The organism is Kitasatospora sp. NPDC056800, from assembly GCF_042789775.1.
Taxonomy (GTDB): domain Bacteria; phylum Actinomycetota; class Actinomycetes; order Streptomycetales; family Streptomycetaceae; genus Kitasatospora.
In genome coordinates this window covers 12,478-36,561 of the sequence record NZ_JBHUAL010000078.1, presented here as the reverse complement: position 1 = coordinate 36,561, position 24,084 = coordinate 12,478, and the positions used below count along the sequence as shown (strand labels likewise).

Sequence of the window (24,084 nt, the reverse complement as noted above, 5' to 3'; positions counted from 1 at the left end):
TTTGTTTTTTTTTTTTTTTCTCCGCTTCGGTGGTGTTTTTTTGTGGGGGGGGGGGGGGGGGGGCGGCGGCCCCCCCCCCCCCCCCCGCCGTGCTGCCGCCCCCAGAACCACCCCCGGAGAACCCACGTGTCCACGCCGTCCGTCCAGTTCCCCGTCACCTGGGCTCCGCGCCGCACCCGCGCCGTACTGCTGCCGGTCTGCGTGCTGATGGTGGTGCTGTTTTCCGCGATGGCCGTGCTGCTCCCGGAGAACTGGCAGCTCAACGACCGGATCATGATGACGGCCAGCGGCCTGCTGTTCGCCGGCGTCGGCCTGATGCTGGCCCGCCCCAAGGTGAGCGCCGACGCGGAGGGCGTGACGGTGGTCAACTTCGTCCGCCGGCGCCGGCTGGCCTGGGCCGAGATCGTCCGGGTCAACTTCCGCCAGGGCGACCCGTGGGCCACCCTCGACCTCGCCGACGGCACCTCGCTCGCCGCGGTCGGCATCCAGTCCGGCGTCGGCAAGGACCAGGCGATCGCGGACGCCCGGGCGCTGCGCGACCTGGTCGAGCACCACGCCCAGGCCTGAGCCCGCTCCAGGGCCTGAAAGCCTGCACCGGGCCTGAGCCCGCTCCCGGGCCTGAAGGCCTGCACCGGGCCTGAGCCCGCTCCCCGGCCCGCAGCCGGGCGGACGTCCCCCCACCTGGGGTTCCCCGTCCCCGGCGGGCCGAACGGGCTTCCTACGCCCATCCGGGTATGGTCTACGCTGGTAAAAGCAGGGCAAAGTTCGCCCTGCCCGAAAATCGAGTGCCCGAACCCGACCAGAGGAGTGACACTCCCCCTCGATGGACGATCCGTCCGGTAGTACCTGCGCCGCCTCGCTTCCGCTCCCCGGAAGGCAGGCGGCACTGTGATCACCGCCTGGCTGCTGTTGCTCGCAGCCGTTCTCCTGATCCTCGCCAACGGCCTCTTCGTGGCTGCCGAGTTCGCCTTCGTGACCGTCGAGCGCGGTGAGGTGGAACGCTCCGCGGAGACGGGCGACGCCAAGTCCCGCCGCGTCGCCGGGGCCCTGCGGCACCTCTCCTTCGAGCTCTCCGGCGCCCAGCTCGGCATCACCGTCACCTCGCTGGTGGTCGGCATGCTCGCCGAGCCGGCCCTGTCGACCCTGCTCGCACCCGTCATGACCGGCATCGGCGTGCCCGACTCGGCCGCCCGAGGCGTCTCCGTGATCGTCGGCATGGTGCTGGCCACCGTCGTCCAGATGGTGATCGGCGAGCTGGTGCCGAAGAACTGGGCGATCTCCCGCCCGCTCCAGGTGGCCCGCGCGGTCGCCGCCCCGCACATGGCCTTCTCCCGGGTCTGCCGCCCGCTGATCAGCTTCCTCAACGGCACCGCCGACCGGACCGTACGGGCCTTCGGCGTCGAGCCGCAGGAGGAGCTGGGGCACGCCCGCACCCCCGACGAGCTGGTCTCGCTGGCCCGTCACTCGGCCAAGGCCGGCGCGATAGACGAGGAGTCGGCGACCCTGTTCGTCCGCACCCTCGCGCTGAGCGAGCTGACCGCCGAGTCCGTGATGACCCCGCGCGTCGACGTGGCCGCGCTCCAGCGCGACGCCACCGCCTCCGACGTCATCAACCTGACCCGGGCCACCGGCCTGTCCCGCTTCCCGGTGCACACCGACAGCCTGGACGAGGTCACCGGCATCGTCACGCTCAAGGACGCCCTGGCCGTCCCGGCCGCCCGGCGCGGCCTGGTGCGGGTCGCCGAGCTGGCCTCGCCGCCGCTGCTGGTGCCCGAGACGCTGCCCGCCGAGCGGCTGCTCGACCAGCTGCGCCGCCTCCAGCCGATGGCCATCGTGGTCGACGAGTACGGCGGCACCGCCGGCGTCGTCACCGTCGAGGACATCGTCGAGGAGATCGTCGGCGAGGTGCAGGACGAGCACGACCCCGACGACCACCCCGAGCTGTTCCCGCTGCCGCCGGTCAACGGCCTGCCGGTCTGGGAGGCCGACGGCCGCGCCCGGATCGACCAGCTGGAGCGGATCGGCCTGAACGCCCCGGACGGTCCGTACGAGACCCTGGCCGGCCTGGTCGCCGACCTGCTCGGCAAGCTCCCCGAGGTGGGCGAGCAGGCCGAGCTGCCCGGTTGGCGGTTCACCGTGACCGGTGTCGACCGCCACCGCACCACCGAGGTCCGGGTGGAGCGCACCACCGCGCCCGCGCGCTTCGACGAGGACCGGGAGGAGGGCCGATGACCGCCCTGCAACTGGCCGTCGCGCTGCTGCTCCTGCTCGGCAACGCCTTCTTCGTCGGCGCCGAGTTCGCCGTGGTGTCGGTGCGCCGCAGCCAGATCGAGCCGCTCGCCGAGGCCGGGCACAAGCGCGCCCGCACCGTGCTGCACGCGCTGTCCAACGTCTCGGCGATGCTGGCCGCCGCCCAGCTCGGCATCACGGTCTGCTCGCTGGGCCTCGGCGCCCTCGCCGAGCCGACCATCGCCTCGCTGCTGGAGGGCCCGTTTTACGCGATCGGCGTCCCGTCCGGCCTGATGCACCCGCTCTCGTTCGGTATCTCGCTCGCCCTCGTGGTCTTCCTGCACATGGTGTTCGGCGAGATGGTGCCGAAGAACATGGCCATGGCGGGCCCGGAGAAGGCCGCGCTCTGGCTCGGCCCGCCGCTGGACCGGCTGGCCCGCTGGCTCGCCCCGGTGATCCGGGCGCTGAACGCCTCCGCCAACGGCATCCTGAAGCTGTTCCGGGTGGACGCCAAGGACGAGGTCGAGTCGGTCTTCACCACCGAGCAGCTGATGTACCTGCTGGCGGACTCCCGGGACGCCGGGCTGCTCGACGAGAGCCGCCAGGAGCGCCTGGAGGACGCCCTGGAGCTGGGCCGCCGCCCGGTCACCGAGGTGCTGCTCAAGCCCGAGCAGCTGGTCACCGTGGACACCAAGGCGACCGCCGCCGAGGTCGAGGAGCTGGCGCTGCGCACCGGCTTCTCGCGCTTCCCGGTCACCGACGGCGACCCGGCCGGCCACGGCTACCTCGGCTACGTCCACCTCAAGGACATCCTCGACGTGGACGACCCCTCGGCACCCGTCCCGGCCCGCCTGTGGCGGCCGATCACGGTGCTGCGCGGCAGCCTCCCGCTGGACGACGCCCTCGGCGCGATGCGCCGGGCCACCTGCCACCTGGCCGCCGTGCTGGACCAGGACGGGCGCACGCTCGGCGTGGTCATGCTGGAGGACGTGCTGGAGGAGCTGGTCGGCGAGATGCACGACCCGGACCACCGCGCCACGGCCTGACGCCCGTCGGCCGGCGCCTCCCCGGAGAGTTCCGGCTTTCGCCGACGGCGTGTCCGCTCCTGGCGATTCTGCCCTGAGCATGCACCCGTTCCCATGCCGGCCACCCTGGTAGCAGGGTGGTCGGCATGAGACTTCTCCTGCTGGGTGGAACCGGGTTCGTCGGACGGGTCGTCGCCGAGGAGGCGCTGGCCAGGGGCTGGGAGGTGACGGCCCTCAACCGCGGCACGCAGCCCGCGCCCGGGGGCGTCCGGGTGCTGACGGGCGACCGCACCGCGCCGGACGGCCTCGCGGCGCTCGGGACGGGGGAGTGGGACGCGGTGGTGGACACCTGGTCCTGGGCCCCCGCGGCGGTGCGCGACAGCGCCCGCCTCCTGAACGGCCGGGTCGGCCACTACGCCTACGTCTCCAGCCGGTCGGTGTACGACCACCCGCTGGTGGCCGGGGCCGGCGAGGCCGCGCCGGTGGTCGCCTCCTCCCCGGACCTCACCGGCGAGGTGCCCTACGCCGAGGCCAAGCGCGGCGCGGAGCTGGCGCTGGAGGCGGAGTTCGGCGGGCGGGCGCTGCTCGCCCGGGCCGGGCTGATCATCGGCCCGCACGAGGACATCGGCCGGCTGCCCTGGTGGCTCAACCGGATCGCCGAGGGCGGCCCGGTGCTCGCCCCCGGGCCGCGCGACCTGGCCCTCCAGTACATCGACGTGCGCGACCTCGCGGCCTGGCTCCTGGACGCCTCGGCGGCCCGGCTCGGCGGCCCGTACAACCTGGTCGGCCCGTCCGGCCACGCCACCATGGGCGAGCTGCTGGAGGCCTGCGTACGGGCCACCGGCTCGGACGCCGAACTGTGCTGGACGGACCCGGAGCGGATCCTCGCGGCGGGCGTCGAGCCGTGGACCGAGCTGCCGATCTGGCTGGGGCCCGGCGAGCTGTACGACTTCCTGCACACCGGCTCGGTCGAGCGCGCGCTCGGTGCCGGGCTGCGCTGCCGCCCGGTCGCCGAGACCGTCGAGTCCACCTGGGCCTGGCTGCGGTCCATCGGCGGCAGCGCGCCGCAGCGGAGCGACCGGGCCAGGGTCGGGCTGGACCGGGAGCGGGAGGCCGCGCTCCTCAGGGGCTGAGCAAGGGGCCGGTGCGGGGATCAGCTCCGGCCGTCGATCAGCTCCCCGTACGCCTGGACGAGGTCCGGCAGCCGCAGGGTGGCCAGGTCCTCCCTGCCTGGCGGCTCGCGCAGCAGCGTCAGCCGCAGGTCCCGGTAGGCGCAGGACTTCTCGTACAGGGTGCGGATGAACCGGCCGTTGCCCAGCTCGTCGATCCAGCCCTCGCGGACCACGTGGGTGCAGATGCTGGCCAGCTCCTCGGCGGCGTCCTCGTCCCAGCCGTCGCCGTCCCGGCCGGCCAGCGCGGCGCCGATCGCGGTCAGCTCGCCGGGGCGGTAGCTGGGGAAGTCGACCCGGGTGGTGAAGCGGGAGTTGAGGCCGGGGTTGGTGGCGAGCAGCCGGTTCATGCCCTCGGGGTAGCCGGCCAGGATCACCACCAGCCGGTCCCGGTTGTCCTCGGCGCGCTTGAGCAGCACCTGGAGCGCCTCGTCGCCGTACGCGTCGCCCTTGGTGTAGCCGGAGTTGGAGAGGCTGTACGCCTCGTCGATGAACAGCACGCCGTCCAGCGCGGAGTCGATCAGCTCGTTCGCCTTCACGGCCGTCTGGCCGAGGAACTCGCCCACCAGGTCGGCGCGTTGGGCCTCCACGAGGTGGTCGCCGGAGAGCAGGCCGAGGGCGTGGAAGACCCGGCCGAGGATCCGGGCCACGGTGGTCTTGCCGGTGCCCGAGGGGCCGGAGAAGACGAAGTGGCGCTTCGGCGGCTGGACGGGCAGGCCCTGCTCGGCCCGCAGCCGCGACATTCTCAACTGGGCGGACAGCGCCCGCACCTGGCGCTTGACCGGCTCCAGGCCGACCATCAGGGAGAGTTCGGCCAGGGCCGCGTCCAACTCCCGTTCGTCGCCGGCGGACCGGAGCTCCGGCACGGCGGCGGTCCGGGGCTGCACCCGGCCGAGGGCGGGCAGCGGCGGTACGGCGGGGCCGGTCGGGGCGCCCGAGCCGGAGCGCTCCCCGGCGGCCTGCGGAGCGCCGTCGGCCGGGGCGCCGTCCAGCCGGGCGCCGCCGGTCGCGGTCCCGTCCAGCAGGGCGCCGCCGGCCAGGGCCCCGTCCGCCGGGGGGCCGTCCACCAGTCCGGCGTCCACCGAGGGTCCGCCGCCGTTCGACGCCAAGCCGTTCGACAGCAGGCCGTTCGACAGCCCGCCGGGCACTCCGTCGCTCGACAGCCCGTCGCCGGGGACGGGCGCGCCGCCAGGACCGCCCGCGTTCCCGAACTCATCGCCGTACCCGGGCAGTTCGGGGTATCCGGCGTCGTCCGGGTAGCCGGGTTCGACACCCGGCCCGCCCGGTGCGGCGGCGTCGGCCGCACCCGGGCTCCCGCCCGCCGTCAGCCCGTCCGCGAGCCCGTCCGCGATGGCGTCCACGAGGCCGTCGGCGAGCGCGTCCTCGGCCGAGATGGCCGTCAGCCGGGTCGCGGTGTCCATGAACGCCGGGTCCGCCCGGTGCACCGCCCGGTAGAGCGGCAGCGCCGCGGTGCTGCGCCCGGCCCCCTCGTACGCCCGGGCCAGCCAGTACCGCAGCTCCTTGCGCTGCGGCTGCTCGGAGCGGCAGCGGGCCAGCGAGGCGGCCAGCGGGGCCTGCGCCTGGGCGCACATGTCGAGGCGCACCCGCGCCATGCCGGCGAACAGCCCGGCCTCGATGCCGAGCAGCGGGTCGTCCAGCAGGCGGTCGGTGTCCCGGATCAGCTGCTCCCAGTCCTTGAGCAGGTAGGACCGGCAGGCGTACAGGAAGCGGGCGGACGGGTCCTCGCTGGGCGCCGGACACTGCTCCAACGCCCGGTCCAGCTCGGCCAGGTGGCGCCCGTCCAGCCAGTGCGAGGCGTGCGCCAGCGCGAGGTCGCGGGCGTCCTCCAGCACCGGCTGCACCCACCAGCCCAGCCAGTACCAGGAACTGAGCGGCCGTCGGTGCAGTCGCCGCTGCTCGCCGAACCGCTTCTGGTTGCGGTACATGGCCAGCAGCGCGGCCGAGGTGTCGCTGCGCAGCGCGTGCAGTCCGAGCCAGGCGTCGGCCATGCCCGGGTCCAGCCGGACGGCGGCCCGGAACTCCTCCTCGGCCCGGGTGTACGCACCGGCCGTGTACGCGTCCATGGCGCGCAGCCAGGCGCGGTCGGCGAGCCGGTCGGGCCCGCCCGCCGTGCTGTCGGAACTGTCCACCGTCGTCACTCACGCCCCCCGCGGTGCGGCCCGGGGCTCGGCCGGCGGGTTGCCTGCGCCTAGCCTGGCCGGTGGTCGTCGACCCCCTGTGGCGCAACTGCGCCTGCCAGGAATCGTACCGGCGCGGCGCTGATCCGGAAGGGTGCCGCACAGGGGCAAATGCGATCGCACGAGCGGCCGTTGAGCGGCCGGGCGACGAAACGGGCGGCGGGGGAGCGGGTTTCGGAAGGGGACCGGACGGGGCCCCCGGCTCACGGGGGAACAAGCCGGGGGCACCGGGTCCGAGGCAACCGGAATCTGGTGTTCCGGTGGCTGAGGAGAACCTAGATCCTGGCGATGTCGCAGGTCAAGGCGTTGGTTGAAGATTCACCGACGGTGTCCGGGGCGATCCGGCCGGTCACCCCGTCGACCCGCGTCACGGCGTGCGGACGGCTCGGATCGGCGGCGAAATGCGCCGATTCGGCCCGGGCCCAGCCCGCCCAGAACTCGGCCAGTTCCGGTCCGTCCCGCTCCTCCCCGCGCCGCCGGGCCGAGACGGCGTCCAGCTCCATCCAGATCACCCGGGCCAGCCACGGCCGCACCGCCCGCCGCCCGGCGCCGACCCCCTCCACCAGCACCACCGGGGCGGCCGGCACCGCGGCCGCGCCCGCGAAGCGGCGCAGCGTCCAGTCGTACACCCGGTACTCGGCGTCCCGCCCGGCCGCCAGCGGCTCCAGCACCTGCTCGCGCAGCCGTCCGGTCCACCCGAAGGGCTCGCGGTGGGTGGCCAGGTCGTCGAGGTGGACCACCGGGGCCCCGCCGAGCGCCGCCGCCAGCCGTCCGGCGAAGGTGGTCTTGCCGGAGCCCGCGTGGCCGTCCACCGCGACCAGCCGCACCGGCCCGCAGGAGGGCGGCAGCGCTCGCAACTCGGCCGCGAGCGCGGTCAGCCGGTCGCCCGGAGCGGGCCGGAATCGGGTCGGGAGGGGTTCGGATACAGCCACAACGTCAACCCTACGGTGCCGTAGCCCGCCACTGCGTCCAGTTCATATGTGCAGGTCGTGACGGCAGCGCGGGTTTCGGGCATACTCGCCTTCGCCACGACTGTGAACGGCCGTTCACCGCAACCCGGTGCCGGTCGGTCCGACCAGCCACACCCACGCCGGACCGGCCGACACCTCGGTCCCGCGCCCCGATCGAGGAGGCGACCACCGCCATGACCCCCTCCCCTGTGAAAGCCGTGGAGCGCCAGCTGCCCACCGAGGAGGCCCGCGAGCTGCTGGGCCTCACCCGGGACCTGGTCCAGCGCGAGCTCCAGCCGCGCGCGGCGGAGGACGAGGCCGCCGGCCGCTTCCCGCGGGAGGTCTTCCGCACCCTCGGCGAAGCCGGCCTGCTCTCCCTCCCGTACGACGAGAAGTACGGCGGCGGCGACCAGCCCTACGAGGTGTACCTGCAGGTGCTGGAGGAGCTCGCGGCCGGCTGGCTGGCCGTCGGCCTCGGCGTCAGCGTGCACACCCTCTCCTGCCACGCGCTGGCCACCTTCGGCACCGACGAGCAGCGCGAGACGTGGCTGCCCGCCATGCTCTCCGGCGAGCAGCTCGGCGCCTACTGCCTCTCCGAGCCGCAGTCCGGCTCCGACGCGGCCGCGCTGCGCACCCGCGCCGACCTCGACGGCGACACGTACGTGGTGAACGGCACCAAGGCCTGGATCACCCACGGCGGCCAGGCCGACTTCTACAGCGCCCTGGTGCGCACCGGCGTCGACGGCCCCAAGGGCATCAGCTGCCTGCTGGTCCCCGGCACCCAGCAGGGCCTCTCCGCGGCCCCGCCGGAGCACAAGATGGGCATGTGGTCCTCGCCGACCGCGCAGCTGCACTTCGACGGCGCCCGAGTGCCCCGCGAGCGGCTGGTCGGCGAGGAGGGGCAGGGCTTCCAGATCGCGCTCGCCGCGCTGGACTCCGGCCGCCTCGGCATCGCCGCCTGTGCGATAGGGGTGGCCCAGGCCGCGCTCGACCTCGCCGTCGACTACGCCCGCACCCGGCGCCAGTTCGGCCGCCCGATCGCCGAGTTCCAGGGCCTGTCCTTCATGCTCGCCGACATGGCCACCCAGATCGAGGCCGGCCGCTCGCTCTACCTCTCCGCCGCCCGGCTGCGGGACGCCGGCCGCCCGTTCTCCAAGGAGGCGGCGATGGCCAAGCTGTTCTGCACCGACGCGGTGATGCGGGTGACCACCGACGCCGTCCAGGTGCTCGGCGGCTACGGCTACACCCAGGACTTCCCGGCCGAGCGCTACATGCGCGAGGCCAAGGTGCTGCAGATCGTCGAGGGCACCAACCAGATCCAGCGCCTGGTGATCGGCCGCCACCTCACGAAGGCCTGACGGCCTTCCCTCTCCACGGCCTCCGGCCGTCACTCCAGGGTGCGGAGTGACGGCCGGAGGCGTTCCCGGCGGAGCGTCAGCTCGCCTTGGCGGTACGGGCGGTCAGCGCCGGACGACGGCGGCGCTGCTCGGGGATGGCGGCCCGCATCGTCGCGACCGTCGGGGCTGCGGGCGCGGTCGGAGCGGCCTGGCCGACCGCGGCGAGCCGCACCGGGCGGTGCGCGACGGCGTGCGAGAACGGCTGGGTGCGCCAGTCCAGCCCGGTCGGGAGCTTGAACAGCGCGTCGATCCGGGCCGGTTCGGCGTCCTCCGGGGCCTCGACCTCGGCCAGGTCGTCCGTCGGGGTGCCCGAGCCCGGGCAGATCGCGGGGGCGAAGGGGTTCCAGGCGGTCGGCAGCAGCGCGTGCTGCGGCAGCCGGTCCTCGTCCGCCACCAGGGCGATCGGGCGGCGGCACTCGGGGCAGTCGACCCGGAAGATGTCCCAGTTCTCCGCCTCGCCGGGGTCGGTGCCCGGCATGTAATCGACCGCGAGGTCCTCGCGGTCGGTCATATCGTCGGTCTCGTCGGCGCCCAGCACACGCTGGTCAGTAGCAGGCATGAGGATCCCCCTAGGATCGGGCCCGGCGTGGTCGTCCAGGGCCACAACCAGCACTTCCCTGTGATCAGGACTCATAACCCTGCGGTCCCGTGCACCGTGATGCACCGGGTGTGTCCTTGGCCACACCGGACGCCACATTCGCCCGGCATGTGCCCGCCCGGTACCTGCGATCCCTCCCCGTGCCACCGCGTGCGCCCCCCGTGCTCCCGACCGGGTAGGTTTGCGCACTGTGGAGGATCTCGACCAACGCATTGTCCAGCTGCTCCTCGAAGACGGCCGGATGAGCTACACGGACCTGGGCAAGGCCACCGGCCTGTCCACCTCGGCGGTGCACCAGCGGGTGCGCCGCCTCGAACAGCGCGGGGTGATCCGCGGCTACACCGCGATCATCGACCCCGACGCCGTCGACCTGGCGCTGACCGCGTTCATCTCGGTCAAACCCTTCGACCCGAGTGCCCCGGACGACACCCCCGAACGGCTGGCCGGCCTGCCCGAGATCGAGGCCTGCCACAGCGTCGCCGGAGACGAGAACTACATACTCAAGGTCCGCGTCGGCGCCCCCGGCGACCTGGAGGACCTGCTCGCCCGTATCCGCAGCGCGGCCGGCGTCTCCACCCGCACCACCGTCGTCCTGTCCACCCCGTACGAGGCACGACCCCCGAAGCTCTGACCGCGAACGGGCGGGGTGCAGACTAGGCCGCATGACCGAACGCACTCCCCGGACCGTCCTGCTGCGCGGCGGCGCCGTCTACAGCCCCGCCGACCCCTTCGCCACCGCGATGCTCGTGGAGGGCGGGCACGTCGCCTGGGTCGGCAGCGACGGCGCCGCCGAGGCGTACGCCGCGACCGCCGACGAGATCGTCGAGCTGGACGGCGCCCTGGTCACCCCCGCCTTCGTGGACGCCCACGTGCACGCCACCGCCACCGGCCTGGCGCTCACCGGCCTCGACCTCACCGGCAGCCCCTCGCTGGCCGCCGCCCTGGCCGCCGTCACCGCCTTCGTCGACGCCCGGCCCGAGCCCGGCGGGGTGCTGATCGGCCACGGCTGGGACGAGAGCGGCTGGCCCGAGGGCCGCCCGCCCACGCTCGCCGAGCTCGACGCCGCCGCCCGCGGCGCCGCCCTCTACCTCTCCCGCACCGACGTGCACTCCGCCCTCGCCACCACGGCGCTGCGCGACCTCACCGAGGGCCTGGCCGAGGCGCCCGGCTTTGACCCCGAGGGCCCGCTCACCAGGGACGCCCACCACGTCGTGCGGCGGACCGCGCTGGCCCGGCTGACCCCCGAGCAGCGCCGCCGCGCCCAGCGGGCCACCCTGGCCCGCGCCGCCGAGCTCGGCATCGGCGCCCTGCACGAGTGCGCCGGCCCGGAGATCTCCTCGGAGGCCGACCTGGCCGCCCTGCTGGCTCTCGCCGCCGCCGGTGAGGGGCCCGAAGTCTTCGGCTACTGGGGCGAGTTGGGCGGTGTCGAGACCGCCCGCCGGCTCGGTGCGGTGGGCGCCGGCGGCGACCTCTTCGTGGACGGCGCGCTCGGCTCCCACACCGCCTGCCTGCACGCCCCGTACGCGGACGCCGGGCACACCGGCACCGCCTACCTGACCGCCGGGCAGGTCGCCGACCACGTCGCCGCCTGCACCGGGGCCGGGCTCCAGGCCGGGTTCCACGCGATCGGCGACGCGGCCGTGGCCGCCGTGATCGAGGGCGTCCGGGAGGCCGGCGCCCGGGTCGGCGCCGACCGGGTCAAGGCCCTGCGCCACCGCGTCGAGCACGCCGAGGCCCTGGACGACGAGGCCGTCGCCGCCTTCGCCGAACTCGGCCTGACCGCCTCCGTCCAGCCCGCCTTCGACGCCGCCTGGGGCGGGCCCGAGGGCATGTACGTCCAGCGTCTGGGCGCCGAGCGGGCGGCCGCCCTCAACCCCTTCGCCGCGCTGCTGCGGGCCGGCGTCCCGCTGGCCTTCGGCTCGGACGCCCCGGTCACCCCGCTGGACCCCTGGGGCACCGTCCGCGCGGCGGCCTTCCACCGGACCCTGGAGCACCGGATCTCGGTGCGGGCCGCCTTCACCGCCCACACCCGGGGCGGCTGGCGCGCCGTCGGCCGGGACCAGGACGGCGTGCTGGTCCCCGGCGCGGTCGCCAGCTACGCGATCTGGGCGGCCGGCGAGCTGGTCGTCCAGGCCCCCGACTCCCGGGTGGCCGGCTGGTCCACCGACCCGCGCTCCGGCACCCCCGGCCTGCCCGACCTCACCCCGGGCCACCCGCTGCCGACCTGCCTGCGCACCGTCGTCCGCGGCCGCACGGTGTACCAGCGGTAAACCCCGTGGATCGGCGGGCCGTCGCCTCCTAGGTTGATCACCATGACCGACCTGGTACCCGCCGACTTCACCGTCCCGCGCGAGCTGCTCGCCCCGGAGTTCCGCCTGGAACCCCTGGGCGAGCGGCACAACGCCTCCGACTACGCCGCCTGGACGGGCTCCATCGCCCACATCCGCGCCACCCCCGGCTGGGCCGGCCGCGGCTGGCCGCCCGCCGACGGGATGCCGCCGGAGCGGAACCTCGACGACCTGCGCCGGCACGCCGCCGACTTCGAGGCCCGCACCGGCTTCACCTACACCGTCCTGGAGCCGGACCGCGACGAGGTGATCGGCTGCGTCTACATCTACCCGGACCGCGAGGACCCGTCCGCGGTCTCGGTCAGCTCCTGGGTCCGGGCCGACCGCGCCCACCTGGACGCCCCGCTGTACCGCGCCGTCTCCGACTGGCTCGCCGGGCACTGGCCGCTGCGGGAGGTCCGCTACACCCCGCGCTGACCCCGCTACCACCCTGACCTCACGGGTCTCCGACCTTCCGGGGTACCTTCTTCGCACAGCGTCCGAACAGCAAGCCCCAGGAAGATGGTGCGCCGGTGGCCACTCCCGTCACCCAGGAACGGCCCGAGGCCGTCCCCGAGCCGCAGGAGCCGGCGCCCCGGGCGAGCCGCGGAGCCCGTGCGCTCGCCAAGGTCCGCGCCGGCCTCCCGCGCACCGGCCTCGCCGCCCTGGCCGGCCTGCTGCTGGCCCTCGCCTTCCCGCCGTACGACCTGTGGCCGCTGTCGCTGCTCGGCGTCGCCGCGCTGTCGCTGCTCACCCGGGGCCGCACCTTCCGCCAGGGCCTGTGGACGGGCTTCGCGTTCGGCCTGCCGTTCTTCCTGATGCTGCTCAGCTGGCTGCGGGTGGTCGGCTGGGACGCCACGATCGGCCTGTCGGTCGTGGAGGCGCTGTTCCTGGCCCTGCTCGGCGGCGCCCTGGCCGTCACCTCCCGGCTGCCCGGCTGGCCGCTCTGGACGGCCTGCCTGTGGATCACCCAGGAGTGGGCCCGCGACCGGCTGCCGCTCGGCGGCTTCCCCTGGGGCCGGCTCGCCTTCGCCAACACCGCCACCCCGTACACCCCGCTGGCCGCGCTCGGCGGCGCGCCGCTGGTCACCTTCGCGGTCGCCCTGTCGGGCGCCCTGCTGGCCTGGGCCGCCCTGCGGCTGCGCGGGCCCGGCAGGGCCCCGAAGGCGGCCGCGCTGGCGGCGCTCGGGGCGGTGGCCGCGCTGCTGGCCGGCTACCTCGTCCCGGTGCCCACGGCCGCCGACGACACCGTCAAGGTCGCCATCGTCCAGGGCAACGTGCCCAACCCGGGGATGGACTTCCTGGGCCGCCCGATGATGGTCCTCAACAACCACGCCGCGGCCACCGAGCGGCTCGCCGCCGACATCAGGGCCGGCAAGGTCGAGCGCCCCGACATCGTGATCTGGCCGGAGAACTCCTCCGACCTCGACCCGTTCAGCGACCCGCTGGCCCGCCAGCGGATCGACGAGGCCGTGAAGGCGGTCGGCGTGCCCACCCTGGTCGGCACCCTGGTGGACGGCCCGGACGCGCAGCACGTCCAGAACGAGGGCATCGTCTGGGACCCGGTCACCGGCCCCGGCGCCTCCTACACCAAGCAGCACCCCGTCCCGTTCGGCGAGTACGTGCCCTTCCGCGCCCAGCTGATGAAGGTGATCACCCGCCTCCAGCGGGTCGCCCGGGACTTCTACCCCGGCGACCACAACGGCGTGATGCAGCTCGGCCCGGCCCGGATCGGCGACGTGATCTGCTTCGAGGTCGCGTACGACGAGATCGTCCGCGACACCGTGGACAGCGGCGCCCGGGTCCTGGTCGTCCAGACCAACAACGCGACCTACGCCAAGACCGGCCAGCCCGAGCAGCAGCTGGCGATGAGCCGGCTGCGGGCCGTCGAGCACGGCCGGGCGGTGCTGATCGCCGCCACCAGCGGCATCAGCGCGGTGATCGGCCCGGACGGCAGCGTCCGGCAGCGCACCGAGGAGCTGACCGCGGCCGAGCTGTCGGCCACCGTCCCGCTGCGCGACGGCACCACGGTGGCCGACCGGGTCGGCGCCGCCCCCGAGTGGACGCTGGCCGTCGGCGGCCTGCTGGCCTGCGGCGCGGCGGTGCTGGTCGGCCGCCGCCGGAAGGCCCCGTCCGGAACACCGGCCGGGCAGGAATCGTTGGACCAGGTGGTGCCGTAGCCGGCCCGGACCTCCCGTGCGGCGCGCAGAGCACCGCTTGGAGTGGATTCGTACCGTGACCCAGCAAGCTACCCCCACCCGTCCGGCCCCGCGTAGCAGGCTCCGCCGGGTGCTGCCGCTGCTGATCACCGCCTGGCTGGTGCTGGAGATCTGGCTGCTGGTCCAGGTCGGCTCCTGGCTGGGCGGCCTCACCGTCGTGCTGCTGCTCGTCGCGGGCGTCCTGATCGGCGGCTCGCTGATCAAGCGGGCCGGGCTGAAGGCGTTGTCGGCGGCGATCGAGCAGAGCAAGAACCCGCAGTCCCAGCAGCCGCAGACCGGCACCAGCATGACCGTGCTGGCCGGCCTGCTGCTGATCGTCCCCGGCTTCCTGACGGACCTGGTGGCCCTGACCCTGCTCTTCCCGCCCACCCGGGCGCTGTGGCGGGCGGTCGGGCGCCGGGCCGCGGACAAGGCGCTGCGCAGCACCTCCGCCGCCGGGGCCGACCCGTTCGCGGACGCGATGCGGCTCCAGGAGCAGCTGCGCATCCACCGCCCGGACGGCAAGGTGGTCCAGGGCGAGGTCGTGGACCCGGAGGACGGCCCGCGCGGCCCGCAGGGCCCGGACACCACCTACCGCCCGCCGATCGCCGGCTGACCGGACCGGCACGACGTACGAGCCCCCGAGAGGCGGACACCCCGCCCCTCGGGGGCTCGTCGCGCGGACGGCACCAGCGCCCGTCGTGGGCAACGCGAAAGGGACCCTGGTGACCAGGGTCCCTTTTCGCGTCCTCCCGCACGGGGCGGGAGCGAGGTGTCAGGCGCTCTTACGGGTGTCTCGCGGGTGTACCGCGAGGTTCATCCCGCCGGAGCGGAGCACGGCCAGCCGTTCGGCCAGCACCTCCTCCAGCTCCTCGCGCGTCCGGCGCTCCATCAGCATGTCCCAATGGGTGCGCGTCGGCTTGATCTTCTTCTCTTCCGGCTCGTCGCCGTCGAGAAGCGCCGCCTCCTGTCCACAGAAGCGGCATTCCCAGGTCGCGGGGATCTCGGCCTCGACCGAGAAAGGAACCTCGAAACGGTGTCCGTTCTGACATGCGTACTCGACGGTCTGGCGGGGAGCCAGATCGATACCACGGTCGGTCTCGTAGCTAGTGGCCCCGAGTCGCGTGCCGCGGAGAGCTCGCTCGCTCATGAATCGTGCCTCCCGGGCTTATGGCCCACAGGACTAGTGGTCGCTGTTCTTCGTCGTTCGGTCAACGCTCGGCTTCCGACGAAGATTCCCGTCCCGGGACATGCGTCGTCTGTAGTGCCGCCCCTGTTTGTACCCACCTGCGCCCGATTTGTCACATCTGGCCGGTGATATCACCCCAGGTGTCACGTATTTCACATCTGGTGATCGTGCGGACTTTCCGTGACGAGCGTACCGGGACGGGATTCGGCGGTGGTCGCCGCCCCCGGTCGAGGGTCGGGGAACCGGCCCGGGGGACGGGCCCGGCCCGGCCGTCAGGAGATCGGCCGTGAACGGATCATCGGCTCGCCCTTGGCCAGGTCGACCGGACGGGCCGGCGCGGTCGGTTCGGCGGCGGGGACCACCGGCGGGCGGTCCGGGCGGGGCGGTGCGGCGGCGGCCGCCTCGGTGCGGCTGTCCCGGTGCGGCAGCAGGGCGATCACCGCGTCCCGCAGCGGGGCCGGGGCCTCGTCGTCCAGCGGGTCGACGGTGGCGGGCACCTGGAGCCGGAGCGGGGCGCCGTTGCCGATCCGGGCGTAGCCGCGGCCGACCGGGGCGTGGGAGGCGGGCACGATGTCCAGCGGCGCGCCGAGCGCGTCGCGCCCCTCGTCGGGGCCGGCCGGGCCGAGCACCACCCGGGCCCGGGTGGTGGTGCGGACGGTGGCGGTGAGCCGGTCCCGGGCGGCGAGGTCGTCGGCGACCACCACGGTGACCCGGGCGGCCCGGCCGTGCCGCAGCGGGAGCTCCAGCAGGTCCTGCGGGTCGGGGCGGCCCTCGGCCTGGGCGAGCTCGCTCAGCTCGGTCGGGTGGTCCAGCAGCAGCCACAGCGGCCGGGTGGCGTCCTCGGGCGGGGCGGTGCCGGCGTGCCGGGCGGCGTTGAGCGCGGCGAGCCGGCGCTCGGTCTCGCCGACGGCCCAGTCCAGGGCGGCCAGCGCGCCGTGCAGGCTGGTCTCCACGGTGTGCACGCCGGGCCGGTTCACCAGGCAGGCGTGCTCGCCGGTACCCGCGCCGTCGACCACCACCAGGTCCGCGTACGGGAGCGCCTGGAGGGCGACCGAGCGCAGCAGGCTGGAGGTGCCGTAGCCGGTGACGCCGAGCACCAGCAGGTGCGGCTCGGAGGAGCGCGGGCCGGTGCGCCAGACCACCGGCGGCTGCTGGACGGTGGTGCCGCCCCGGGTGACCGGGATGGTGCGGGCGGTGCCGTCCTCGTCGGTGAAGCCCAGCACGATCTCGCCGGGGGCGGCCACGAAGCGCTGGGCGGCGATGTCGGTGGGCAGCGGGGCGAGTGCGGTGATCCGCAGCCGGTTGGACTCCTCGTCCCAGTCGAAGCGGTACTCGCGGGCCCGGCCGGCCTTGCCCTGGACCACCTGCTCGATCCGGGCCCGGGAGGACGGCTCGGTGTCGGTGAAGTACGCGGGGTAGCTCATCTCCAGCCGGGAGAGCCGGCCCTCGCGGTCGAACTCCCACGCGCTGAAGGCGCTCTTGTAGGCGCCCTCGAAGTGGTACAGCGGGTTGGCGTCCTCGGGGCCGCACAGGTACGGGGTGAGCGCCGCGTAGAGGGCGGCGAGCTTGACGTCGGCGGCGTCCGGCGCGGGCGGTGCGGGCGCCGCCTTGGGGGCCCGGCCGGCCCAGGCGGCGCTGGCCATCAGGGCGATCAGGGCGAACAGCAGGCCGTGCGGCAGCAGGTAGACGCCGATCAGCAGGGCGGCGGTCAGGAACAGCGTCGGGCCGCGGCGCTCCTTGGGGGTCTCCTGCCAGCGGGACCTGGCCCAGTCGACGTGGTGGCGCAGGCCGCGGCCGATGACGGAGAGCGGGGCGAACATGTCGGAGGCGTGGTCCCCGGCGGTCCGGGCGATCGTGCGGCCCTTGCTGAGGTGGCGGTGGAGCGGCATTCCTTGACTCCCCGGGCGGTGGGACGGGTGGGGTGGGCGCGGTGGGGAACGACGGGGCCCGGGGGCGGTGTGGGATCCGCGCCCGGGCCGGTACGGCGGGGGAGGAGGTGGCGGCTAGAACCTGATGCCGCTGAGCAGGCTGGCGAGGCTCGCGCCGCCCGCGGTGATGCTCGGCGCGATCGAGGAGCCGGCGATGTAGAAGCCGAAGAGGGCGCAGACGATGGCGTGGGAGACCTTTAGTCCGTCCCGGCGGAAGAAGAGAAAGGCGATGGTGCCGAACAGGACGATGCCGGAAATCGAGAGGATCACGTTCCGCTCCTCAGGAAGTGGGGACAAGCAGGGGTGTTACGGAAAGTGCACTAATCGTGACAAAAAGTAATAGATGATGGAACGGTGCAAATGGGTGGTTCTGCCGTTCAATACCGTTCCGGCGGCCGGGTGGCGGTATGCGCACCGGCCGGGGTGGGGGCCGGGCCGCGCGGGGATTCGGTGCGCCCAGGCATTCCCGGGCGGCGGGTGGGAAGTTTCCGGGGGGTCCCGGAAGTTCGCTCGAATGGCTGCGCAACGCGTGCGGTCGCGTGTCGTGGCGGGTGCGGGCCGTCATCCGGATCCCGGACGTCCGCTGGCCCGTCGCGGCACCGGCCGCTACCGTGCCCTGGGCGCAGCCCCGAGACCGCCCGACGACCCGACCGGAAAGGCCGCCCGCCATGACCGACGCCGCCAGCCAGCAGCCCGCCGACGCCCCCGACGCCGAGGTGATCGCGCTCGCCGGGAAGCTCTTCGACGCCGCCCGGGCCGGGGAGACGGACACCCTGTCCGCCTACCTGGGGGCCGGCGCCCCGGCCGACCTCACCAACGACCGCGGCGACACCCTGGTGATGCTCGCCGCCTACCACGGCCACGCCGCCACCGTCGCGGAGCTGCTCCGGTACGGCGCCGACCCGAACCGCGCCAACGACCGCGGCCAGACCCCGCTGGCCGGCGCCGTCTTCAAGGGCGCCACGGACGTGCTCGACGTGCTGCTGGCCGGCGGCGCCGACCCCCGGGCCGGCGTCCCGAGCGCCGTGGACACCGCCCGGATGTTCGGCAAGGACGAGCTGGTCGCCCGGTTCGAGGTCCGCTGAGCGGGGATCGTAGGCTTTTTCACCATGAGCACCAGCACCGCCCAGGACACCGGCACCGTCGAGTTCCGTGTCACCGGCTACGCCCACCCCGACGCCCAGGCCCTGTCGGCGGAGGTGCAGCAGGAGTACGTGCGCCGCTACGGCGACCCGGACGAGACCGTCCTGCACCCCGAGGACTTCGAGGCGCCGGCCGGCCTGTTCATGATCGCCTACCTGGACGGCCGGCCGGTCGGCTGCGGCGGCTGGCGGGCCAAGCAGGCCGGCCCGGACGGCCTGCGCGACGGTGACGCCGAGCTGAAGCGGATGTTCGTGGTCCCCGACGCCCGCGGCCGCGGCCTGGCCCGCGCGGTGCTGCGCCGCCTGGAGCGGACCGCGGTCGAGGCCGGGCGCACCCGCTTCATCCTGGAGACCGGCACCGAGCAGCCCGAGGCCATCGCGCTGTACCAGTCCGAGGGCTACGCCGCGATCCGGAAGTTCGGCATCTACAAGGACCACCCGCAGAGCGTCTGCCTCGGCAAGGAACTCGCTCCGGCGGTCTGAGCCGCGGCCGCGCGGGGAAGGCTCCCGTCGGCCCGAGGAGGGGGACGGATGAGCCACCGAGCGACTGGACCCGACGCACCCGGAGCCGACCGGCTCCCCGGCCTGGCCGCGCCCGGCGGGGAGCTGGACCGGCTGGTCGAGGACGGCGCGCGCACCGTCGGGGCGGGCGCCGTCTGGGCCGTCGGCGACGCCGGCAGCGCGCTCGGCGGCGGCGGTCACGGCGCGCTCGGGCAGGGGCCGTACGCGCGGCAGCGGCCCGGGCCGGACACCCTGTACGACCTCGCCAGCCTCACCAAGGTGGTCGCGCTCTGGCCCTGCGCCGGGGTGCTGCGGCAGTCCGGACGGCTGCCGCTGGACGAGCCGCTCGGCGCCTGGTGGCCGCCCGCCGCCGGGCACCCCGCCGGAACGGTGACGGTCCGTCAACTCCTGGCCCACACCGCCGGGATGCTCCCGTACACCCGCTTCGAGCAGCTCTACGGGCGCGACCCGGCGGCGATCCGGGCCGGGGTCCTCGCCGCCCCGTCGCACCGGCCGCCGGGCGCGGCCGTCGAGTACACCGACCGGGCCGCCGTGCTGCTCACCTACCTGGTCGAGGACCTCGGCGGCGCGCCGCTGGACCGGCTCGCCGAGCAGTGGGCCTGGCGGCCGCTCGGCATGGCCGACACCCGCTACGGTCCGCTCGGCGCCGCGCTCGCCGCCCGCACCGCGCCCACCGAGTACGAGCAGGGCGCCGGCGCCCACCTGCGCGGCGTCGTCCACGACCCCTCGGCCCGGCTGCTCGGCGGGGTCTCCGGCAACGCCGGGGCCTTCTCCACCGCCCGCGACCTCGCCCGCTTCCTCACCGCGCTGCTCGCCCCGCCGCCCGGGCTGCCCTGGGGCGGGGCGTGGATCGAGGAGTCGCTGCGCGAGCAGACCGGCGGCCTCGCCCCCGCCCGCGGCCTGTCCTGGCTGTACGCCCCCGGCACCGGACCGGCCGAGGGCACCTTCGTCCACTACGGCTTCACCGGCACCGGCTTCTGGGTCTCCCGGCGGCTCGGCCGCTGGGCCCTGCTGCTCACCAACAAGGTGCACTACGACCGGGACATCCAGCGGCTCACCGAGCTGCGCAACGCCTTCCGGCGGGCCGTCTTCGGCTGAGGCCGCCCCCGGCACTCATTCGGGTGGATTCGGCGCGAACAGCCGTTTGGCGGGCGGGGATCGCGGCAGATTGTCCCCGACGGCGGCGGTCGGCGGAGGAGGCGCGATGACGGACACCTGGGCACTCTCGGAGGAGGAGTGGCTCGCCGGGATGGTGCGCGCCTACGTCGGGTGCAGCGTGCTGCTCACCGACGAGGCGGGCAAGGTCCTGCTGCTGAAGGCCAGTTACCGCGACCAGTGGCAGTTCCCCGGCGGCGGGATGGACCCGGGGGAGGGGCCCGCCGAGTGCGCCGCCCGCGAACTGTACGAGGAGACGGGGCTGTTGGCCGGGCCGCTGCGGCTGCTCGTCGTGGAGTGGCGCGACGCCATCCCCGACCAGGGCGAACACGCCCACCCCGCCGTGCAGTTCATGTTCGACGGCGGGACGGTCGCGGCCGGGTCGGTGGTCCGGGCGCAGGTCGAGGAGATCGCCGACCACGGGTACTTCACCCCGGCCCAGGCGGCCGTCCTGCTGCAGCCCGGTGCGGCGCGCCGGCTCACCGGGGCCCTGGAGGCCCGGCGGACGGGCGCCGCCACGCTGCTGCACTCGGACGGGTACGTGGGGTGACGGACGGTCAGAGGAGCGTGCTCCAGTAGTACCAGAACCGGTTGAGGACCAGCAGCGCGATCACCGCCGCCCACAGCACCGGCAGCGCCCAGTGGTAGCGCGCCGCCTCCCGGACGACCACTCCCAGCCGCGGGCCCACCGGGATCACGCCCGAGCGCAGGTTGTGCAGCGTGGTGTACCAGAACAGCACCACCACCGTCGCCCACACCACCATGCAGTACGGGCAGAGCGCGCCGATGTCGTACAGCGCCTGGTAGATCAGCCAGTGCGCGAACCCCACGCCCACCGCGGTGCCCGCGTTCAGCCCCAGCCAGAACCAGCGCCGGTACGCCGCACCGGCGAGCAGCCCCGCACCGATCGCCGCCAGCGCGCCGAAGGCGGCCAGCCCGAGCAGCGGGTTCGGGAAGCCGAAGACCTCCGCCTGCTCGGTGCGCATCACCGAACCGCAGCTGATCACCGGGTTGATGTTGCAGTTGGGGACGTAGGAGGGGTTCTCCAGGATGCGGAGCTTGTCGAAGGTCAGGACCGCCGAGGCGGCCAGCCCGACCAGACCGCCGAGGAACAGCAGGAAGGCGTAGGCCCGGCTCGCGCCGATCGGGGCCCGGGCCCGGGCGGCGTCGTCGGGAGCGGAGCGGGACGGGGGCACGGTGGTAGCAGCGGACATGGCAGCACACTCCGGTGGCTGGCTGGGAGGAGCCGGCCCGGCCGGGAGTTCGGCCGGGCCGGGTGGTGCCGTACGGTGCGGTGGTGCGCGGGGGCGGGGGCGCGGCCTACTGGAGGCCGGCGGCCTGCTTCACCTGCGCGGTGAACTGCTCCGGCGGGACCACGGCGTTCCCGGCGAACAGGGTGATCTGCTTGCCGTCCACCTTGACGGTCGGAGTGCCGGTCACGCCGCTGTCGTTGAACGCGTCGGCGACCTTGGCCGCCCACGGGGCGTAGGTCTTGTCGGTCACCGCCTTCACGAAGGCGTCCGTCTTCAGCCCGGGCACCTGGCCGGCCAGGTCCAGGATGTGGTTGACGTCGCCGAAGCCGTCCTCGCGCTCGTCCGGCTGGTTGGCGTACAGCACGTCGTGGAACGCCTTGAACTGGTCCACGCCCTCGTTCAGCGCGGCGCCGACGGCGGCCAGCGCGGTGCGCGAGCCCTTGCCGCCGAGGCTCTTGTCCAGGAAGGCCGCCAGGTGGAACTCCACCTTGATCTGGCCGTCCTCGGTGAGCTTCTTGACGGTCTCGCCGTTCGCCGCCTCGAAGTGCTTGCAGACCGGGCAGCGGAAGTCCTCGTAGACCGCCATGGTGTGCGGGGCGTCGGCCTTGCCGTAGGTGATCACCGTGCCGTTCGGGCCGGAGGCGTTGGCCGGGGTGACCAGCGGCGCGGACGCGGCGGCGGAGGACTTGTCGTTCTTGTCCGAGGCCGAGTTGACCGCGACGGCGACACCGCCCGCGAGGGCCAGCACGACGACGGCGGAGACCGTCACGACGATCCGCTGACGGCGCTTGGCGGCCTGCTGCTCGCGGCGCTGCGCCTCCTGGATCCGCTCGCGGGCACTGATGCGCTTCTTGTTCTTGTCCTGGGACACGGGGGAGTCAACTCCTGTACGCGGCGCGCGGGTGCGCGCGGGAAGCCGCAGCTGCTGCGGCGGGGTCGGTGAACGCGGGAGTCGTGCGCACTGCCTGCGGGCGTACCGGGCCCGTTTCGGGCGGGTACGGGGATGATCAGATGAGGCCGGAGATCAGCAGGCAGGCGCGAAGGCGGGCGGGCCGCGCCGGGGCGCCGGGCTCAGCACCACGTCCTCGCGGCGCGGCCGCGGGCGGTCCGACACCGGCAGCGGCACCCGCAGCACCGGACGGACCGGGGCCGGGAGCAGCAGGACGACCAGGGCGCGCAGCGGGCCGGCCAGCGACTCGCTCAGCGCGCGCAGCGCCCGGGCCAGGCCGGACAGGGCGGCGTCGCCCATCCGCAGCCAGGCGGAGGCCGCCAGCGCGATCACCAGGTGCACCAGCAGGAGCAGCAGCTGGGTCGCGGCGGGCGCCAACTGGGCGGTGTGCCCCAGCGGGCCGCTCAGCAGCGAGCCGTCCACCGAACCGCCACCACAGACCAGCAGGTTCACCCCGCGTGCGGGCACCTGACCGGCCAGCACCGGCGAACAGCCGGCCTGGCCCAGGTTGAACGTGGTGTTGAGCAGCAGCTCGACCGGCACCATCACGCCGGAGATGTGCAGCAACCGCCGCTCCCCGCCGGCCAGCACGGTCGCGACCAGGAAGACGACGGCACCGGCCGTGGCCACCAGCGACAGCGGCAGCGGACGGCCCGTGATGACCACCTGGCCCAACGCGGCCATCGGCACGGCGAGCGCGGTGAACACCGCGGCCCGCAGGGCCCTGGTCGCATCGGAGGAGGTCGTCACGCTCCGGAGTATGCCATGGCCTCCGCGTCCGGCACGAGGGCCCGTAGGTCCCTGGTCCGGCTGACGCGCGCTCAGTAGCCTGCGAGGTCGCCCGTCGGGTCGACAGCAGCCGCGGCCGCATTAGCCTGGAAGGCGTTCCCGCTGACCCGACGAGGGGGCGAGCGCGCATGGCGAAACCCGAGACCACGGTGGGACAGGTGCTGCTGGCCCGCATCGAGGCGCAGGCCGTGGTGCTGGCCGGCCTGGACGAGGCCGTCCGGGCCGACGAACCGGACGCCGTGCACCGGATGCGGGTCGCCTGCCGGCGGCTGCGCAGCGCCCTGCGGACCTTCCGGCGGCTGTTCGCCCCCGGCACCACCGACGAGCTGGTCGCCGAGCTGCGCTGGCTCGCCGCCGCGCTCGGCGGGGCGCGGGACCGCGAGGTGCTGGCCGAACGGCTCGCCGCCGAGGCCCGCGAGCTGCCCGCCGAATGCGGGCCGCAGCGGGTCGCCGCCGCGCTGGAGCGGTGGGGCGAGACCGAGTACCGGCAGATCTGGCCGGAGGTCGTCGCCGCCCTCGACAGCCCCCGCCGCCGGGCCCTCGGCCAGGCCCTCGCCACCCTCCTCGCCGACCCGCCGCTGCTCCCGCGCGCCGCCCGCGGTGCCGTCCCGGAGCTCTCCCGGATCGCCGCCCGCGAACAGGACCGCACCGCCGAACGCGTCCGCGCCGCCCTCGCCGCCGCCCCCGGGGAACGGGACCTCGCCCTCCACGCGGCCCGCAAGGCGGCCAAGCGCGCCCGGTACGCAGGCGAGACCGCCGCCCCGGCCGTCGGCGCCCGGGCCGAGCGCTACACCCAGCGGATGAAGGCCGTCCAGGAGGTGCTGGGCGAGCACCAGGACGCGGTGGTCGCCGCGAGCACCCTCGCCGCCCACGCGGCGAGCGGCGGCGAGCCCTTCGGCTACGGCGTCCTCTACGGCCGCCAGCTGGCCGCGCAGGAGGCCGCCCGGCACCGGCTGCCGGAGGTCTGGCGCCCGGCGGGCAGGCGGAAGCTGGCCCGCTTCGGGTAGCGGCCGCCTGGCCGCCGAGCGACCGGGCCTCGTCCGTCGCGGGCGTCACGCTGCCGGTG

At 74.6% G+C, this 24,084-nt stretch carries 24 protein-coding genes; 15 read left to right on the top strand and 9 right to left on the bottom strand.

The genetic code is table 11. The annotated features are described in order from the left end of the window. Nucleotides 1-126 precede the first annotated feature (126 nt). The 4 genes from ACFRQN_RS19085 to ACFRQN_RS19070 all read left to right on the top strand — a co-directional run bounded on the left by ACFRQN_RS19085 (nt 127) and on the right by ACFRQN_RS19070 (nt 4,387). A complete protein-coding gene (locus ACFRQN_RS19085; protein ID WP_049651343.1) occupies nt 127-567 on the top strand; it encodes a PH domain-containing protein in 441 nt (146 codons plus the stop codon). A 321-nt stretch (nt 568-888) separates the two neighbouring features. Continuing rightward, nucleotides 889-2,232, top strand: a complete 1,344-nt coding sequence (locus tag ACFRQN_RS19080; RefSeq protein ID WP_049651344.1) for a hemolysin family protein — start codon at nt 889-891, stop codon at nt 2,230-2,232. After that, a complete protein-coding gene (locus ACFRQN_RS19075; RefSeq protein WP_380741267.1) occupies nt 2,229-3,275 on the top strand; it encodes a hemolysin family protein in 1,047 nt (348 codons plus the stop codon). Before ACFRQN_RS19080 ends, ACFRQN_RS19075 begins: the two co-directional genes overlap by 4 nt. A 125-nt stretch (nt 3,276-3,400) precedes the next feature. Beyond that, nucleotides 3,401-4,387, top strand: coding sequence for an NAD-dependent epimerase/dehydratase family protein (locus ACFRQN_RS19070; RefSeq protein WP_380741266.1), 987 nt, complete (start codon nt 3,401-3,403; stop codon nt 4,385-4,387). A gap of 20 nt (nt 4,388-4,407) precedes the next feature. Here ACFRQN_RS19070 and ACFRQN_RS19065 read toward each other — a convergent pair whose 3' ends face one another. After that, nucleotides 4,408-6,507, bottom strand: coding sequence for an AAA family ATPase (locus ACFRQN_RS19065; protein WP_380741268.1), 2,100 nt, complete (start codon nt 6,505-6,507; stop codon nt 4,408-4,410). Nucleotides 6,508-6,896: 389 nt separating this feature from the next. Continuing rightward, a complete protein-coding gene (locus tag ACFRQN_RS19060; RefSeq protein WP_380741265.1) occupies nt 6,897-7,553 on the bottom strand; it encodes a uridine kinase in 657 nt (218 codons plus the stop codon). A gap of 212 nt (nt 7,554-7,765) precedes the next feature. Here ACFRQN_RS19060 and ACFRQN_RS19055 point away from each other — a divergent pair, with 212 nt between their 5' ends. After that, nucleotides 7,766-8,929 carry an acyl-CoA dehydrogenase family protein gene (locus ACFRQN_RS19055; RefSeq protein WP_049655285.1) on the top strand — a complete coding sequence of 388 codons (1,164 nt, stop codon included), beginning with the start codon at nt 7,766-7,768 and terminating at the stop codon, nt 8,927-8,929. Between the two features lie 76 nt (nt 8,930-9,005). Here ACFRQN_RS19055 and ACFRQN_RS19050 read toward each other — a convergent pair whose 3' ends face one another. Beyond that, nucleotides 9,006-9,527, bottom strand: a complete 522-nt coding sequence (locus ACFRQN_RS19050; protein WP_181970507.1) for a hypothetical protein — start codon at nt 9,525-9,527, stop codon at nt 9,006-9,008. Nucleotides 9,528-9,756: 229 nt separating this feature from the next. Between ACFRQN_RS19050 and ACFRQN_RS19045 the strand changes: the two genes are divergently transcribed. The 5 genes from ACFRQN_RS19045 to fxsA all read left to right on the top strand — a co-directional run bounded on the left by ACFRQN_RS19045 (nt 9,757) and on the right by fxsA (nt 14,707). Next, entirely contained in the window at nt 9,757-10,197 is a 441-nt protein-coding gene (locus ACFRQN_RS19045) for an Lrp/AsnC family transcriptional regulator (RefSeq protein WP_045694655.1), read from the top strand. Nucleotides 10,198-10,228: 31 nt separating this feature from the next. Continuing rightward, nucleotides 10,229-11,836 carry an amidohydrolase gene (locus ACFRQN_RS19040; protein WP_380741264.1) on the top strand — a complete coding sequence of 536 codons (1,608 nt, stop codon included), beginning with the start codon at nt 10,229-10,231 and terminating at the stop codon, nt 11,834-11,836. A gap of 42 nt (nt 11,837-11,878) precedes the next feature. Next, the gene (locus tag ACFRQN_RS19035) at nt 11,879-12,331 is read left to right on the top strand and encodes an N-acetyltransferase (protein WP_380741263.1); all 453 of its coding nucleotides are present in this window, start codon (nt 11,879-11,881) and stop codon (nt 12,329-12,331) included. A 95-nt stretch (nt 12,332-12,426) separates the two neighbouring features. Continuing rightward, a complete protein-coding gene (gene lnt, locus ACFRQN_RS19030; protein ID WP_380741262.1) occupies nt 12,427-14,073 on the top strand; it encodes an apolipoprotein N-acyltransferase in 1,647 nt (548 codons plus the stop codon). A 55-nt stretch (nt 14,074-14,128) separates the two neighbouring features. Further along, nucleotides 14,129-14,707, top strand: coding sequence for an FxsA family membrane protein (fxsA, locus tag ACFRQN_RS19025; protein ID WP_074005174.1), 579 nt, complete (start codon nt 14,129-14,131; stop codon nt 14,705-14,707). A gap of 159 nt (nt 14,708-14,866) precedes the next feature. Here fxsA and ACFRQN_RS19020 read toward each other — a convergent pair whose 3' ends face one another. From ACFRQN_RS19020 to ACFRQN_RS19010, 3 genes are all read right to left on the bottom strand, one after another. After that, nucleotides 14,867-15,241, bottom strand: coding sequence for an RNA polymerase-binding protein RbpA (locus tag ACFRQN_RS19020; protein ID WP_049655293.1), 375 nt, complete (start codon nt 15,239-15,241; stop codon nt 14,867-14,869). Nucleotides 15,242-15,552: 311 nt separating this feature from the next. Further along, nucleotides 15,553-17,169 (bottom strand): hypothetical protein, encoded by a 1,617-nt coding sequence (locus ACFRQN_RS19015; RefSeq protein ID WP_380741261.1) that lies wholly within the window; start codon nt 17,167-17,169, stop codon nt 15,553-15,555. 114 nt (nt 17,170-17,283) lie between these two features. Further along, entirely contained in the window at nt 17,284-17,478 is a 195-nt protein-coding gene (locus ACFRQN_RS19010) for a hypothetical protein (protein WP_049660046.1), read from the bottom strand. A gap of 398 nt (nt 17,479-17,876) precedes the next feature. Here ACFRQN_RS19010 and ACFRQN_RS19005 point away from each other — a divergent pair, with 398 nt between their 5' ends. The 4 genes from ACFRQN_RS19005 to ACFRQN_RS18990 all read left to right on the top strand — a co-directional run bounded on the left by ACFRQN_RS19005 (nt 17,877) and on the right by ACFRQN_RS18990 (nt 20,577). Beyond that, a complete protein-coding gene (locus ACFRQN_RS19005; RefSeq protein WP_049660049.1) occupies nt 17,877-18,293 on the top strand; it encodes an ankyrin repeat domain-containing protein in 417 nt (138 codons plus the stop codon). Nucleotides 18,294-18,317: 24 nt separating this feature from the next. Next, nucleotides 18,318-18,833 carry a GNAT family N-acetyltransferase gene (locus tag ACFRQN_RS19000; RefSeq protein ID WP_049660050.1) on the top strand — a complete coding sequence of 172 codons (516 nt, stop codon included), beginning with the start codon at nt 18,318-18,320 and terminating at the stop codon, nt 18,831-18,833. Nucleotides 18,834-18,881: 48 nt separating this feature from the next. Further along, nucleotides 18,882-19,970, top strand: a complete 1,089-nt coding sequence (locus ACFRQN_RS18995; RefSeq protein WP_380741260.1) for a serine hydrolase domain-containing protein — start codon at nt 18,882-18,884, stop codon at nt 19,968-19,970. A 106-nt stretch (nt 19,971-20,076) separates the two neighbouring features. Next, on the top strand, nt 20,077-20,577 hold the full coding sequence (locus tag ACFRQN_RS18990) for an NUDIX domain-containing protein (protein ID WP_375874888.1): 501 nt from the start codon (nt 20,077-20,079) through the stop codon (nt 20,575-20,577). A 7-nt stretch (nt 20,578-20,584) separates the two neighbouring features. On the opposite strand, the gene ACFRQN_RS18985 is transcribed toward ACFRQN_RS18990, so the two are convergent. The 3 genes from ACFRQN_RS18985 to ACFRQN_RS18975 form a co-directional block, all read right to left on the bottom strand. Beyond that, a complete protein-coding gene (locus tag ACFRQN_RS18985) occupies nt 20,585-21,241 on the bottom strand; it encodes a vitamin K epoxide reductase family protein (RefSeq protein WP_074005177.1) in 657 nt (218 codons plus the stop codon). A 106-nt stretch (nt 21,242-21,347) separates the two neighbouring features. Continuing rightward, a complete protein-coding gene (locus ACFRQN_RS18980) occupies nt 21,348-22,151 on the bottom strand; it encodes a thioredoxin domain-containing protein (protein ID WP_049659252.1) in 804 nt (267 codons plus the stop codon). A 153-nt stretch (nt 22,152-22,304) separates the two neighbouring features. Next, a complete protein-coding gene (locus ACFRQN_RS18975; RefSeq protein WP_380741259.1) occupies nt 22,305-22,979 on the bottom strand; it encodes a hypothetical protein in 675 nt (224 codons plus the stop codon). A gap of 167 nt (nt 22,980-23,146) precedes the next feature. Here ACFRQN_RS18975 and ACFRQN_RS18970 point away from each other — a divergent pair, with 167 nt between their 5' ends. Next, complete coding sequence (locus tag ACFRQN_RS18970; RefSeq protein WP_380741258.1) at nt 23,147-24,025, top strand: CHAD domain-containing protein; 879 nt, start codon at nt 23,147-23,149, stop codon at nt 24,023-24,025. Nucleotides 24,026-24,084: the final 59 nt, after the last annotated feature.

Bases quoted from the DNA above. Each gene is read 5' to 3' on its own strand.
- ACFRQN_RS19075 (WP_380741267.1), top strand. From the start codon at position 2,229: ATGACCGCCCTGCAACTGGCCGTCGCGCTGCTGCTCCTGCTCGGCAAC.
- ACFRQN_RS19070 (WP_380741266.1), top strand. From the start codon at position 3,401: ATGAGACTTCTCCTGCTGGGTGGAACCGGGTTCGTCGGACGGGTCGTC.
- ACFRQN_RS19065 (WP_380741268.1), bottom strand. From the start codon at position 6,507: ATGGACGCGTACACGGCCGGTGCGTACACCCGGGCCGAGGAGGAGTTC.
- ACFRQN_RS19055 (WP_049655285.1), top strand. From the start codon at position 7,766: ATGACCCCCTCCCCTGTGAAAGCCGTGGAGCGCCAGCTGCCCACCGAG.
- ACFRQN_RS19050 (WP_181970507.1), bottom strand. From the start codon at position 9,527: ATGCCTGCTACTGACCAGCGTGTGCTGGGCGCCGACGAGACCGACGAT.
- ACFRQN_RS19040 (WP_380741264.1), top strand. From the start codon at position 10,229: ATGACCGAACGCACTCCCCGGACCGTCCTGCTGCGCGGCGGCGCCGTC.
- ACFRQN_RS19035 (WP_380741263.1), top strand. From the start codon at position 11,879: ATGACCGACCTGGTACCCGCCGACTTCACCGTCCCGCGCGAGCTGCTC.
- ACFRQN_RS19020 (WP_049655293.1), bottom strand. From the start codon at position 15,241: ATGAGCGAGCGAGCTCTCCGCGGCACGCGACTCGGGGCCACTAGCTAC.
- ACFRQN_RS19015 (WP_380741261.1), bottom strand. From the start codon at position 17,169: ATGCCGCTCCACCGCCACCTCAGCAAGGGCCGCACGATCGCCCGGACC.
- ACFRQN_RS19005 (WP_049660049.1), top strand. From the start codon at position 17,877: ATGACCGACGCCGCCAGCCAGCAGCCCGCCGACGCCCCCGACGCCGAG.
- ACFRQN_RS19000 (WP_049660050.1), top strand. From the start codon at position 18,318: ATGAGCACCAGCACCGCCCAGGACACCGGCACCGTCGAGTTCCGTGTC.
- ACFRQN_RS18995 (WP_380741260.1), top strand. From the start codon at position 18,882: ATGAGCCACCGAGCGACTGGACCCGACGCACCCGGAGCCGACCGGCTC.
- ACFRQN_RS18990 (WP_375874888.1), top strand. From the start codon at position 20,077: ATGACGGACACCTGGGCACTCTCGGAGGAGGAGTGGCTCGCCGGGATG.
- ACFRQN_RS18985 (WP_074005177.1), bottom strand. From the start codon at position 21,241: ATGTCCGCTGCTACCACCGTGCCCCCGTCCCGCTCCGCTCCCGACGAC.
- ACFRQN_RS18970 (WP_380741258.1), top strand. From the start codon at position 23,147: ATGGCGAAACCCGAGACCACGGTGGGACAGGTGCTGCTGGCCCGCATC.